At 73.0% G+C, this 13,877-nt stretch carries 9 protein-coding genes; 4 read left to right on the top strand and 5 right to left on the bottom strand.

The genetic code is table 11. From position 1 onward, the window contains the following. Positions 1 to 249 precede the first annotated feature (249 nt). Positions 250 to 2,100: a dihydroxy-acid dehydratase gene (gene ilvD, locus ACLJWH_RS34460; protein ID WP_411145734.1), complete on the top strand. Its 1,851-nt coding sequence runs from the start codon at positions 250 to 252 to the stop codon at positions 2,098 to 2,100. Positions 2,101 to 2,242: 142 nt separating this feature from the next. Here ilvD and ACLJWH_RS34455 read toward each other — a convergent pair whose 3' ends face one another. Continuing rightward, a complete protein-coding gene (locus ACLJWH_RS34455; protein ID WP_411145733.1) occupies positions 2,243 to 4,864 on the bottom strand; it encodes a serine/threonine-protein kinase in 2,622 nt (873 codons plus the stop codon). A 200-nt stretch (positions 4,865 to 5,064) separates the two neighbouring features. Here ACLJWH_RS34455 and ACLJWH_RS34450 point away from each other — a divergent pair, with 200 nt between their 5' ends. Then, positions 5,065 to 5,427 (top strand): peptidase, encoded by a 363-nt coding sequence (locus ACLJWH_RS34450; protein ID WP_411145732.1) that lies wholly within the window; start codon positions 5,065 to 5,067, stop codon positions 5,425 to 5,427. A 53-nt stretch (positions 5,428 to 5,480) separates the two neighbouring features. Beyond that, positions 5,481 to 6,026: a hypothetical protein gene (locus ACLJWH_RS34445; RefSeq protein ID WP_411145731.1), complete on the top strand. Its 546-nt coding sequence runs from the start codon at positions 5,481 to 5,483 to the stop codon at positions 6,024 to 6,026. A 399-nt stretch (positions 6,027 to 6,425) separates the two neighbouring features. Here the strand turns inward: ACLJWH_RS34445 and ACLJWH_RS34440 are convergent, their stop codons facing one another. The 3 genes from ACLJWH_RS34440 to ACLJWH_RS34430 form a co-directional block, all read right to left on the bottom strand. Beyond that, the gene (locus ACLJWH_RS34440; RefSeq protein ID WP_411145730.1) at positions 6,426 to 7,832 is read right to left on the bottom strand and encodes a M1 family metallopeptidase; all 1,407 of its coding nucleotides are present in this window, start codon (positions 7,830 to 7,832) and stop codon (positions 6,426 to 6,428) included. Between the two features lie 621 nt (positions 7,833 to 8,453). Then, the gene (locus tag ACLJWH_RS34435; protein ID WP_411145729.1) at positions 8,454 to 10,130 is read right to left on the bottom strand and encodes a SulP family inorganic anion transporter; all 1,677 of its coding nucleotides are present in this window, start codon (positions 10,128 to 10,130) and stop codon (positions 8,454 to 8,456) included. 353 nt (positions 10,131 to 10,483) lie between these two features. Next, complete coding sequence (locus ACLJWH_RS34430; protein WP_411145728.1) at positions 10,484 to 10,888, bottom strand: hypothetical protein; 405 nt, start codon at positions 10,886 to 10,888, stop codon at positions 10,484 to 10,486. A gap of 517 nt (positions 10,889 to 11,405) precedes the next feature. Here ACLJWH_RS34430 and proC point away from each other — a divergent pair. Further along, positions 11,406 to 12,215 carry a pyrroline-5-carboxylate reductase gene (gene proC, locus ACLJWH_RS34425; protein ID WP_411145727.1) on the top strand — a complete coding sequence of 270 codons (810 nt, stop codon included), beginning with the start codon at positions 11,406 to 11,408 and terminating at the stop codon, positions 12,213 to 12,215. Between the two features lie 154 nt (positions 12,216 to 12,369). Here the strand turns inward: proC and trpS are convergent, their stop codons facing one another. Then, positions 12,370 to 13,371, bottom strand: coding sequence for a tryptophan--tRNA ligase (gene trpS / locus ACLJWH_RS34420; RefSeq protein WP_411145726.1), 1,002 nt, complete (start codon positions 13,369 to 13,371; stop codon positions 12,370 to 12,372). Between the last annotated feature and the right edge of the window lie 506 nt (positions 13,372 to 13,877).

Raw genomic sequence — 13,877 nt, 5'->3', positions numbered from 1 at the left:
CCGGGGGAGCGGCGGCGACCGGACCCCGTACCGCCCGCCCAGGAGCGCGTCCCGACCGGTGTCCGCAGTCCGGTCAGCCGTCTCATATTCCGGAGCCGCTGTCCGGATCCTGGATCGGGGGCGTAACCTCGGCGTCAGCTGATACCTGGCCGGTACATGGCGCGGACACCTGCCGCGGAGCAGCGGCTCCCCGCGTGGCCCGCCCTGTGTCGTGGACGGCTTCGTACGAACCCCGAGGGAGTGACCATCGTGCCCGATCTGAGGTCCCGCACCGTTACCCATGGCCGCAACATGGCCGGCGCCCGCGCCCTTATGCAGGCATCGGGCGTAGCGCGCGAGGACTTCGGCAAGCCGATCATCGCCGTGGCCAACAGCTTCACCGAGTTCGTGCCGGGCCACACCCACCTCCAGCCGGTCGGCCGGATCGTCTCCGAGGCGATCCACGCGGCGGGCGGTATCGCGCGCGAGTTCAACACCATCGCGGTCGACGACGGCATCGCCATGGGCCACGGCGGCATGCTCTACAGCCTCCCCTCCCGCGACCTGATCGCCGACTCCGTCGAGTACATGGCCGAGGCGCACTGCGCGGACGCGCTCATCTGCATCTCCAACTGCGACAAGATCACGCCCGGCATGCTGATGGCCGCGATGCGCCTCAACATCCCGGCGGTCTTCGTCTCCGGCGGCCCGATGGAGGCCGGCCGGGCCACCCTCGTCGACGGCACGGTCCGCAAGCTGGACCTGATCAACGCCATCTCGGACGCGGTCGACGAGAACGTCTCGGACGAGGACATCCTCCGCATCGAGGAGAACGCCTGCCCGACCTGCGGCTCCTGTTCCGGCATGTTCACCGCCAACTCGATGAACTGCCTGACCGAGGCGATCGGCCTGTCCCTGCCCGGCAACGGCTCGGTGCTGGCCACCCACACCGCCCGCCGGGCGCTGTACGAGAACGCCGGCCGGACGGTCGTGGAGATCACCAAGCGCTACTACGACCAGGACGACCACACCGTCCTGCCGCGCAACGTCGGCACCCGCGCCGCCTTCGAGAACGCGATGGCCCTGGACATCGCGATGGGCGGCTCGACCAACACGATCCTGCACCTGCTCGCCGCGGCCCAGGAAGCCGGTCTCGACTTCGACCTGGACGACATCAACGAGGTCTCGCGCCGGGTGCCCTGCCTGGCCAAGGTCGCACCGAACGTCGCACCGGGCGGTACGTACTACATGGAGGACGTGCACCGGGCCGGCGGCATCCCCGCCATCCTCGGTGAGCTCTACCGCGCCGGGCTGCTGAACGAGGACGTGCACACGGTGCACAGCGCCTCGCTCGCCGACTGGCTCAAGACCTGGGACGTGCGCGGGGGCTCGCCGTCCGCCGAGGCCGTCGAGCTGTGGCACGCGGCCCCCGGCTGCAAGCGCTCCGCCACCGCCTTCTCGCAGTCCGAGCGCTGGGACACCCTGGACGTCGACGCGGCCGGCGGCTGCATCCGCGATCTGGCGCACGCGTACTCCGTCGACGGCGGCCTGGCGGTCCTCAAGGGCAACCTCGCCGAGGACGGCTGCGTCGTGAAGACGGCGGGCGTGGACGAGTCCATCTGGACCTTCGAGGGCCCGGCCGTGGTCTGCGAATCGCAGGAAGAGGCCGTCGAGAAGATCCTCGGCAAGCAGGTCAAGGAAGGCGACGTGGTCGTCATCCGCTACGAGGGCCCCAAGGGCGGCCCCGGTATGCAGGAGATGCTCTACCCGACGTCCTTCCTCAAGGGCCGCGGCCTGGGCAAGGCATGCGCACTGGTCACCGACGGCCGCTTCTCCGGCGGCACGTCCGGCCTGTCCATCGGCCACGCCTCGCCCGAGGCGGCGTCCGGCGGCACCATCGCGCTCGTCGAGGACGGCGACCGGATCCGGATCGACATCCCGAACCGCACCATCGAACTCGTCGTCCCCGCCGCGGAGCTGGCGGCCCGCCGGGAGGCCCTGGGCGGGGTGTACGCGCCGAAGACGCGTGAGCGCAAGGTCTCCGCGGCGCTGCGCGCCTACGCGGCCATGGCGACCAGCGCGGACAAGGGCGCGGTGCGCGACGTGAGCAAGCTGGGCTGACCGACGCCCCCGTACAGGACACGGGCCCCGTCCGCCGAGAGCAGCGGACGGGGCCCGCGTGCGTGGTGCGGCCCGGTAGGGCGCGGTATCGGCCCGGTACCGCGCGGCACTTCAAGGGCGGCGGCCGGGTGCTACGGGGCCGTCACCACCGGGCCGGGTCCTCGGTCGCGGTGCCGAAGACCGTGCCGTCGGGCGCCGCCGCGTAGATCCGGCCGCGCGCCGCGTCCACCAGCGGGGCGGGCAGCGACTCCAGGAAGCCGTGGTGGCGGTCGGCCGCCAGCCGCGGCCGGGTCTGCCCGAGCAGCGCCCCCTTCGCGGCGTCGACGGCCAGCAGCCGGCCGTCCGCGGCGGTGAAGTACAGCCGGCCGTCCGCGGCCGCCACCGGCGCCGAGCCCCGGCTGACCGAGGTCTCCAGATCCCAGGTCCGCTCCCCGACGGCCTGCAACGCACCGCCCTCGGCCAGCAGATACACCGTCTCGCCGCGCACCACGGCGGCCACCCCGTCGAGCGGCGCGGTCAGCGGGAGCCGCTCGGTGCGCCCGGTCCGCGGGTCGTGGCGGACGACGGCGGAGGTACGGAAGTCCAGCTTCGGATCGGCGGCGGTGAGATAGAGCGCGCCGGCGGCGCCGGTGCCCGCCGGGGTGAGCGAACCGGCCAGCCGCCGCGCCCAGTGCACTGTGCCGTCCCGCGGATCGATGGCGGTGACCTGGGTGCCGGTGCCGTCGGCGGCGGGCGTGGCGGCGTACGCGGTGCGCCCGGCGTCGAAGGTGGTGAACACCGCCGGCGCGTGCCCGGGGAAGCGCTTGCGCCACCGCTGCCGGTGCGTCGCGCTGTCGAGCGCGGTGACCGTGCCGTCCCCGGCGGCCAGCAGTACGCGGTCCCCGATGACGGTGGCGCCGCCCGGGTAGCCGGTGAGGTCCTGGGTCCAGCGGGTCGCGCCCCGCCCGTCCGCCGAGGGGTCGAGCGCCGCCAGCCGGGTGCCGTCGGGCGAGAAGACGTACAGCAGTCCGCCGGACAGCACCGGTGCACTCGGCGGGGCGTCGGCCTTGCCCGCGGGGCCGCCGGTACGCCGCCAGACCACGCGGCCGGTGTCCGGGTCGAGCCGGGCGGCCTGCACTCCGGACTGGACACAGAAGACGGCGGGGGCGGGATGGGCCGAGGGGGCGTCACCGCCGGTACCGGTGGTGCAGAACGGCATCTCCGCGGCGTAGCCCGTGGGGCGCTGAAGGAGCGGGGTCCGCCAGGGGCGGAAGGCGGCGGGGCCGGTGCGCGGCGGATGCGTCTCCAGCGCCGGGGCGTGGTCCAGGACACCGCCCGACACCGCCCGGACGCCCGCGAACGTCCCCGCCCCGGCGACGGCCAGGCCCACCGCGACCCAGACCGGCCAGCGGCGGCGCGGCCGGGCGCGGCGGCCGGCCGCCGTACCGGCGGTCAGCGGGGAGCCGGGGGCGGCCGGACCGGCCGGGTCGGGGCCGTCCGCCGCGGGGGTACGGGCTCCAGCGGTACGGGCCGCGGCGGGCGCGGCCGCGGGCGGCGCGAGGGTCCGTACCCGGCCCGGCCGGAAGTCCGGCGTACGGGCGCGGACGTGGGTGTCCTCGGCCCGCGCGGCGGCGGTCCGGTCGCGCACCGGCTGCCGCTGGCCCGGCACCCGCGGCTGCCGCACCGGCCCGGCCGCCGGACTTCCGGCCGGGCCGGGAGCGGCACCCGCGCCGTCCGCGGCACCCGTACGGTCCGTGGCACCCGTACGGTCCGTGGCACCCGTACGGTCCGTGGCACCCCGGCTGTCCGTCGGACCGTCCCCGACCGGGCCGTTTCCGACCGGGCCGCCTTCCGCCGGTGTGCGCTGAGCCGGTGTGCCCTCCGCCGGTCCGTCCTCCGCCGGTCCGCCCCGCGTCCAGGCGAGCAGTTCGTGCAGCGGCGCGATATGCGGCTGCGTGGGGACGTCGGTGCGCAGCAGCTCCATCAGGGCGTCCGGTGTGGGCCGGTCCGCCGGGTCCTTCGCCAGGCAGCTCTCGACCAGCGGCACCAGCTCGCGCGGCACACCCGTCAGATCCGCCTCGTCGTGCACGACCTGATACGCCACCAGATACGGACTGTGCGAGTCGAACGGCCCGCTCCCGGTGGCGGCGTGCACCAGGACGGAACCCAGCGCGAAGACATCCGCCGCCGGACCCACCTCGCGCGGCCGCTGGAACTGCTCGGGCGCCATGAACGGCGGCGTCCCGATCAGCTTGCCGGTCTCGGTGCGCATTTCGCTGTCGGAGGGCCGCGAGATGCCGAAATCGATGACTTTCGGACCGTCAGTGGCCAACAGCACATTCCCCGGCGTGAGGTCGCGGTGCACCACCCCCGCCCGGTGGATGTCGCGCAGCGCCTCCGCCAGTCCCGACGCCAGCCGCAGCACCGCGGCGGGCGGCAGCGGGCCGTTCCGCTTCACATGGTCGGAGAGGGTCGGACCGGGGATGTGGAGGGTCGCCATCCAGGGCCGGCCGGCGTCCGGATCGGCGTCCACGACGGGCGCGGTGAAGGCCCCGCTGACCCGCCGCGCGGCCGCCACCTCCTGCCGGAACCGCCCCCGGAATTCCGGGTCCTGGGCGAATTCCGCGTGAATGACCTTGACCGCGAGCAGCAGTCCGGAGGACGAGCGCGCCAGATGGACCACGCCCATACCGCCGGCGCCCAGACGCGCTTCCAGCCGGTACTGCCCGGCGTATTCCGGACGCTCCGCTTCCGGGCCGGCCCCGGAATCACGCAGCGACGGCATCCTTCCACCCCCGTGATGTTCCCCGCGTTGTTTCCCGCGCATTTCGGTCGCGGCTGCGACGCGCGGAGCCTAGTCGATAGTGCGTACGAAATGACGGAAGCTTGCTAGCGTGCGCGTCGCAGGACCGGAGCGCCCGGCCACGGGGCGCGGCCCGGCCGACGGCACCACGCGGCGGGCATCAGCCAATGGGGGAACACGATATGAGCACAGCGCACGATCAGGGCTACCCGGGCGCTGCGGAAGCGACCGCCGAACCGGAGGCCGGTCCGGCCGGGGACACGGCGGAGCCGACCGTCCTGGCGGCCGCCGCCACCCTCTCCTTCCCCGTCGCACCCGGCTACCGCGTCAACGTCCGCAAGGGGCCGGGCACCGACACCCCGGTCGTGCGGCAGCTGGCGTACGACGCGCGGGTCGCGGTCCGCTGCCAGCGGCGCGGCCAGTGGGTCAGCGGCCCGTACGGCACCTCGGACATCTGGGACAACATCGCGCCCGGCCAGTACGTCTCCGACACCTACGTCCACACGGGCAGTGACGGCATGGTGGCGCCGCGCTGCACCGGCTGATCCGCCCGGCCGGCCACGACGCCGTCCCCGGCCGCCCAGGGATAATCGATGGCATGAGCGATGCGCAGACGACGCCCGGCGGCCCGGAGCGGGACGGTCCCGAGCAGGGCGGTCCCGAGCCGGAGGAGATCCGGTTCTTCGGCACCACCTGGGTCCATCACGACGGCGGCTACGGCCTGCGCCGCGCCGGTGTCGCGGCCGGCTCACTCGTGCTCGCCGCGGTCGGTGCGCTGGTGCTGCGCTTCGCCTTCCAGGGGCTGGAGGTCGCCGACGTCGGTGCGTTCGTCGGCGTCCTGGTCGTGGCGGGCTTCGGCATCTGTAGCGCGCTCGCCTTCCGGCGCACCTGGGAGGGCTTCGTCCGCCGCCCCGACCCGGCCGCCCGGAGCGCGGCCGACAAGTCCGGGCAGAGCCTGATGCTCATCGGTTTCATCGGGTCACTGCTCGCCTACTTCTGCCGCAGTCTCGTCGAGGCCCCTGGCGAGAAACTGCGCCGCACCGAGTACGAAGCGGCCCGTGAGCGCTTCGAGCGCCGCCGCGGCGCCCGCACCGGCAACCCGGCGGCGCGGAAGCCCCGCCCGAAGGGGAAGAAGCACCGCTGACCGGTGACCACCGCTTCGGTGCCGCGCCCGCCGCCCCCGCCCTGATCCGCGGCCTCGGCCTCGGTCTGCGGCCCGTCCACCGGAAGCTGCACTGGACCCGGCGGGTCCCCCTCGACACCCGCCTCGCGATGCTCGGCAGCCGCTCGTACTTCGCCACGATCGGCCCCGCGGCCGCCGCCCCGTCCTGGCAGCCGGACGGGCCGCGCTGCTGGACGTCTTCCCCGACGGCATCGTGGCGGAGGCGTACGCGCTCGAACCGACCGTCACACTCCGGCCCGGCCCGGCCCAGCCCCGTCCGGCCCCGCCCGGCCCCGAGGCGAAGGGGCGCGAACCCGTAAGCCCGCAGCCCCGTAAGCCCCGCAGCCCCGCAGCCCGTAAGTCCGTAAGCCTGTGGAGCGGTCAGTACTCCCAGTCCGGCTTCCCTTCCCCGTACAGCCAGTCGTCGAAGAGATCGGTCAGGTCCTCGTCGGTGCGCTCCTGGCAGAAGTCGATGAAGTCCTCCGAATCCGCGTTGGCGTGGCGGTACTTGGCGGGCCACTCCTTCAGGATCGAGAAGAACGTCTTGTCGCCGACGGCGTTCCGCAGCTGCTGGAGCACCATCGCGCCGCGCTCGTAGACGGGCGTTCCCGTCACGTTCTCCGGCTTGCCCGGGTCGCCCGGCGGGAAGTGCCAGACCTTGTCGTCCTCGTCCGTGTCGTAGAGCGCGTCGAACTGCTCCTGCGGGCTCTCGCCGCCCTCGTGCTCCTCCCACAGCCATTCGGCGTAGGTGGCGAAGCCCTCGTTGAGCCAGGTGTCCTGCCAGGTCTCCGGCGTCACCGAATCCCCGAACCACTGGTGAGCCGTCTCGTGCACCACGGTCTTGGTCGACGGTGCGCCGGCGTAGATCGGCTTGGTCTGGGTCTCCAGGGCGCCCCAGTCGACCCGTTTCGGCGTGCGGTCGACGATCGCCCCGGCGGAGGAGAAGGGGTACGCGCCGAACTGGCCGCTCGCCCACTTGAGGATCTCCGGCAGCCGCGCCAGCGGCTTCTCGCTCTCCGCGGCCAGCGACGGTTCCACCGCGACGTACAGCGGCAGCCCGTCGGGCGTGCGCGACTCGTGGACCTCGAACTCGCCGATCGTGGCCGTCGCGAGATAGCTGGCCATCGGCTCGCCGTTGTGCCATACGTACGTCGTCCTGCCCCGGGCGGTCTCCTTCGAGCGCAGCTCGCCGTTGGCGACGGCGGTGTAGCCCTGCGGCACGGTGATCCGGAAGTCGTACGCGGCCTTGTCGCTGGGGTGGTTGTTGCCGGGAAACCACGTCATGGAACCGGCGGGCTCACCGGCCACGAACGCGCCGTCGGCGGTCTTGACCCAGCCTTCCGTGGCGCCGTCCGCGTCCGTCATCTCCTGCGGTATCCCGCCGTACGTGACGGTGGTGCGGAACTTCGCGCCCTTCTTGAGCTCGCCGGACGGCCGGACCGTCAGTTTGTGCCCTTTGCGGGTGAAGGAGGCGTCCTTGCCGTCGACCCGGACGCCGGACACCGTCAGCCCCTGGAGGTCGAGCTGGAAGGAGCGCAGGTCCTGCTTGGCGTCGGCGGTGATCTCGGCGGTCGCGGCCAGCTGCTTTGTCGGCACGTCGTAGTCGAGATCGAGCCCGTAGTGGCTGACCCGGTAGCCGCCGTTGCCGAGCGCCGGGAAGAGCGGATCGCCGACCCCGCCCGCGCCCGCCGCGCCACCGTCCACGGCCCCGTTGGTGCAGGAGGACAGCAGCAGGGCGACGGACAGGGCAGCAGTCGCACCGCAGGAGCGGAGAGGCCGGCGGTTCACAGAACTCCTCAATTCGTTCACAAGTTCGCAGTTCACGAGTTCGTCGTTCGCGATTTCCCCGACCCTACGGTCATTTCCGGCTCAACGCCGGTCACTTCCGGTTGGATGGGGGATTGTGGTCATGTGAGGCGTTATCGGTCATTAGCTGGCATTGCGTTCCGCTATGTGTCTCGCTGCATCTCTCGCTGTGTCTCTCGCGGTGTCTCTCGTGTTCGTTATGTGTCTCGTGATGTGTCCCGTGGGACGGCTCGCGATATGCCGCCCTTCGACCGGGCGCTGACTATGTGCGGATTACTTCTGGACGGCTTCTGGACTGCTTCTGGGCTGTTCCTGGGCTTTTCCCGGACTGCTTCTGGGCTGCTTCTGGGCTGGTTCTGGACTACGCGTGAACGACTCCTGGCCCGGGGCGTGGCCCGCTCGTGGCCCGGCCCGTGACTACGAGTGGGCTGCACGGGGGGACGAGTGGGGGCCGGGCGGGGTCTTCCGTATGCCGCCCGTGTGCCGATGCCGTGTGCCGAGTGCCGTCCGTGTGATCCGGCCCGGCGCGGGTTCCGGCCCGGCGCGGGCTCCGGGCCGGTTGCGGGCTCCGGGCCCGGCGCACGCGTCCGTGCCGGCTCGGGCTCAGCCCGCGGCCTCGGCTCCCGTATCGGCTCCGGTTCCGGTGCCGGCCGCCGTCCCCCTCCCGGCCGCCGTCCGGGCCGGGCGGCGTCGTTCCGCCCAGCCGGCGAGCGCGGCCGCGCAGGCGTGGTCGAGGTGCCGCAGCCCGGACAGATCCAGCTCGATCTCCCGGTCCTTGGGCAGCGCCTCCAACTGGTCCAGCAGCTTCGGCAGCCGCAGGAACGTCGCATGCCCCACGGCCCGCACGCGCAACGGCCCCTGCTGCCCTTCCGCCCCTTCCGCCCCTTCCTGCCCTTCCGCCCCTTCCTGCCCTTCCGGCTCCTGCCGCCCCCCTGGCCCTCCCGGCTCCGCTGGCTCCACGATCTCCCACTGCACCTGCGAGGTCTCCCACGCCGACTTGGCGATGGCCATCAACAGCCCCAGCAGCACCCCCTCGAACATGTTGGTGGCAACGATCGCCACCGCCGTCGCCGCCAGCACCACCGCCTCGCCCCGGTGCTCGCGCCACAGCGCCCCGAACTCCTTCCGCGGGAGCAACTTCCAGCCCGCGTGCACCAGTACGCCCGCCAGTGCCGCGACGGGGACGACCCCCAGGGCCGCCGGGAACGCCACCGCGAAGAGCAGCAGCCACCCGCCGTGCAGCACCCGCGAGGCTTTCGTCCGCGCCCCGGCCTGCACATTGGCCGCACTGCGTACGATCACCGCGGTCATCGGCAGCGCGCCGAGCGCCCCGCACACCGCGTTGCCCACGCCCTGCGCCATCAGCTCTTTGTCGTAGTCGGTACGCGGCCCGTCGTGCAGCCGGTCCACCGCCGCCGCGCTGAACAGCGACTCCGCCGACGCGATCAGGGTGAAGGCGAGCACGGTCCCCAGCACGCCCACGACGGCCCCGTCCGCCGTCAGCCGCGCGAAGTCCGCACCGTCCGGCGGCTGTACGGCAGCCACCAGGCCCCGCACCTCGACCCGCGCCACCGGCAGGTCCAGCACCGCCACCGCCACGGTCGCCAGTGCCACCGCCAGCAGCGGGGCGGGCAGCACCCGAGCCGCCCGCAGCCGGCGCGGCCACCACGCCAGCACCGCGATCGTCCCGGCCCCCACGGCGAGCGCCGCGAGCGCGGTGGCGGACCCGGCGGTGGTGGCCGCGAGCCCCGGCAGCCCGCCCAGGTTCGCCGGTCCGCCGCCGGGCGCCGCGGTGTCCACGAGCGCGTACAACTGTCCGGCGATCAGCAGGAGACCGATGCCCGCGAGCATGCCCTGGACCACTGCGACGGAGATCGCCCGGAACCACCGGCCGAGCCGCAGCGCCCCCATGGCCAGTTGGAGCACACCGGTCACCAGCACCAGCGCGCCCAGTGCACCGAGCCCGTACTCCTGCACGGCCTCGTAGACCAGCACGGTCAGCCCGGCGGCCGGCCCGCTGACCTGGAGGCTGCTGCCGGGGAGCAGCCCGGTGACCAGCCCGCCGACGATGCCGGTGACGAGCCCCAGCTCGGCCGGCACCCCGGACGCGACCGCCACCCCGACGCACAGCGGGACGGCGACGAGAAAGACGACCAGGGACGCGGCGAAGTCGGCGCGCCAGACGGCGAGAGGCGGCCGGGGCGGGAGGGAGCGGAGAGACGAGAAGAACGGGAGAGGGGATAAGGCCGGAAGAACGCGGCCGGGACGGAGCCTTTGCATACGGGATGCCTCCAGTACATGAGGGGCGGCCCCTGAGCGGGATGTCCCTTCGCGGGGCCCCTGCGGGTGCGGGACACGTCGGCGCGCGGACGGGTACGGACGAGGGAGCGGGCACGAATCCGGACAGGGGCGCGCCCACCGGTGGCCCGTGCGTACGCCCTGCCGCCCGGGGCGCACCGCCTTCGGCGCCCCGTGGAATCTGCCGACTCTGCCGAATCTGCCGAATCTGTGGGATCAGTGGGATCAGTGGAATCTGAGGGAGAGGTGGGGGATGTGGCGTAGGCCAGGGGCCGCCGGCTTCCCCCGGGCAGCCGGGGAGAGGCCGGTGGGCGGGCCGAGGAGGGGGCGAACCCTCAGCAGCGGACGACGCCGTGCCGGACGGGCAGTTCGCCGGATCTCGACAGGGGTACGGCCCGGCGGCCGGTCAACGGGCCGGTCACCGTCGGCCCGCCCGCCGTCCGCGCCGGGCCGGCCGTCGCCGGCTGCGCGGCCGGTGGCGACGGTGCACCGGCCGCGGCCGTGAACCGCCCGCCGCGGCGCGCCCGGCACCGGTCGACGCCGGGTTCCGGATGCTCCGCCGAGTCCCGCGCGAACTGGGCGGTGCGCGGGGTGACGCGACCGTCGGCGGCGATCTCCGGCAGCAGGGCCGCCGCCGCGGCCCTCTCTCGTCCGCCGCCGCCGACGGACGAGAGGGCCAGCACGACGGCCGCGATGATCAACAGGAGCCGGCCGACGCGGCCGGCCCGGACCTTCGCCATCGTCGCCCCTTCCGGCACGCGTGAACGGTCAGCTCATTGTGTCCAAGGGGATATGGGCGATGGTGATTCGATGTGTAACCGTCATGTAAACGCGGAGTTGTCAAAAGCGAACGATCAATTCCGATCGCGCCGGCGGCCGCCGGAGCACGCCACACACCACGACGCGCCGGTACGCCGGCCCGCACTCCGTATCCGATACCCCGCACCCCGCACCCCGCACCCCGTGCCCGGGGCCTCGGGGCCTCGGGGCAGCCGGCCCGCAGCTCCCCTCGCCGTCCCCGCCCTGCGCGTCCCCACTCTCCCCGTCCCCACCCTCCCCGTACTGCCCCTCGGCGCCGTCACCTGCCGCCACCCTCCGCCGCCGTGCGGCCCGACGGCCGAGAACCGGTGTCCGGCCGTACGGCCCGCCGTGCGCGCACCGGTGTCCCGGCCCGCGGAACGCCCCCGCACCGCGCGCCCCCGGGTGCGAGGATGACGGCGTAACCGATCAGGCACCACCGGCGAGGTGAACCGCAGCATGACCCAGAAGGTCGCCGTACTCGGCACCGGAAAAATCGGCGAAGCCCTGCTCAGCGGCATGATCCGAGGCGGCTGGGCGCCCGCTGACCTGCTGGTCACCGCCCGCCGCCCCGAGCGCGCGGACCAGCTGCGCACCCGTTACGGCGTCGAAGCGGTGAGCAACGCCGAGGCCGCCAAGGCCGCCGACACCCTCATCCTCACCGTCAAACCCCAGGACATGGGCACCCTCCTGGACGAGCTGGCCCCGCACGTCCCCGCCGACCGGCTGGTCATCAGCGGTGCGGCCGGTATCCCCACCGCCTTCGTCGAGGAGCGGCTGGCCGCCGGCACCCCCGTCGTCCGCGTCATGACGAACACCCCCGCCCTGGTGGACGAGGCGATGTCCGTCATCTCCGCCGGCACCCACGCCACCGGAGCCCACCTCACCCGTGCCGAGGAGATCTTCTCCGGCGTCGGCAAGACCCTGCGCGTCCCGGAGTCCCAGCAGGACGCCGCCACCGCGCTCTCCGGCTCCGGTCCGGCGTACTTCTTCTTCCTCGTCGAGGCGATGACCGACGCCGGCATCCTCCTCGGACTGCCCCGCGACAAGGCCCACGAGCTGATCGTGCAGGCCGCCATCGGCGCCGCCGTGATGCTCCGCGACAGCGGCGAACACCCGGTCAAGCTCCGCGAGAACGTCACGTCCCCGGCCGGCACCACCATCAACGCCATCCGCGAACTGGAGAACCACGGCGTACGCGCCGCCATGCTCTCCGCCCTGGAGGCGGCCCGCGACCGCAGCCGCGAACTCGCCTCCGGCAACAGCTGACCCACACTCCGCACACCCACCACTGGACGGCCGCCCCCACCGCGCACCGGGCGGCCGCCCCGCGTGGACGTCTCCGCCGCACCTCACACGGCTCCAGCGGTGGCCGCCACCACGCCCCCCACCCCCTTCCTGTCCCCTCACTTCTCCTTCCGCCTTACCCGGGCAGCAGTCCCACCGCCCGGTACGCCGCATCCACCCGCGGCCGCGCCATCTCCCGCGCCCGGTCCGCCCCCGCCCGCAGCACGGAATCGACGTACTCGCTGTCCGCGGCCAGCTCCGCATGCCGCTCCCGCACCGGCCGCAGCAGCTCCACCACCGCATCCGCCGTGTCCTTCTTCAACGCCCCGTACGAGGTGTACGCCCCGGCCAGCTCCGCCGGCTCACCACCCGTACAGGCCGCCAGCACATCCAGCAGATTCGCCACCCCCGGCCGCTCCGCCCGGTCGTAGACGACGTCCCGGCCCGCATCCGTCACGGCGCGCATCACCTTCTTGCGCAGCACGTCCGCCTCGTCCAGCAGATAGACGATCCCCGCGGTCGTACCGTTCGACTTCCCCATCTTCGAGGTGGGCTCCGTCAGATCCATCACCCGCGCAGCCACCTGCGGATGCGTCGCCCTGGGCACCACGAACGTCGGCCCGTACCGCTGGTTGAACCGCACCGCCAGATCCCGGGTCAGCTCCAGATGCTGCGCCTGGTCCTCGCCGACCGGCACCTCGTGCGTTCCGTACGCCAGGATGTCCGCCGCCATCAGCGCCGGATACGTCAGCAGCGACAGCCGCACACTCCCGCCCCGCGCCCGCTCACCCGCGGCCTTCTCCTTGTACTGGATCATGCGCCGCATCTCGCCGTCCGTGGCCGTGCACTCCATCAGATACGACAGCCGCGCATGCTCGACCACATGGCTCTGCACGAACACCGTGCACCGCTCCGGATCCAGCCCCACGGCCAGCAACAGCGTCGCGGCCTGCCGGCTCAGCCGCCGCACCCGCGCCGGATCGTGCTCCACGGTCAGCGCGTGCAGATCCACCACACAGAACAAGGCGTCCGCACGGTGCTGGTCCTCGTCGGCCCAGCGCCGCATCGCCCCGAGGTAGTTCCCGAGCGTCAGATGTCCCGTCGGCTTTACGCCACTGAAGATGCGCGTTTTCGCCATACCGTTCATGAATCCATCTCTCCCGTACCGCTGTCGGGACCGCCGTCCTCGCCGGCCGGCTACGAGATGGAGATACGCGAACGGCCGCCGAAGCGGCGGCCGTGGTCTGCATGCGCTGGTGGTCGGCCGCCGTCAGGCGGGCCACCACTGCTGTACGAGCGCATGCGTAGTCATGGCCTCAACGTACCCCGCCAACCCCCGTCCGGCACGGGTTTGATGCGCCTGACCCCCTCGTGTAGTGTTCTCCGAGTTGCCGCGGAGCCGACAGGTCCACGGTGGCCATCCCGCCGCTTCAGCGGCACACCACTACTGCACGGTCCCTCACCGGGAAGAATTCCGGCATGCCGGAATTCGGACCGGGACTCGATTATGAGCCGCCGAGGAATTCCGCTAAAGTAGTGATCACGCCGAAAGGCGAAACCCCGTCCGACGGGTAATCGGAACCGAATTCGAACCGGAAACGGAACGGACCGGGCCTGATAGAGTCGGAAAGGCCGGAAAGCGAA

Source organism: Streptomyces sp. x-80, from assembly GCF_046549095.1.
Classification (GTDB): domain Bacteria; phylum Actinomycetota; class Actinomycetes; order Streptomycetales; family Streptomycetaceae; genus Streptomyces; species Streptomyces celluloflavus.
The sequence above is the reverse complement of the archived record's forward strand: the minus strand, read 5'-3'. Positions and strand labels throughout refer to the sequence as shown.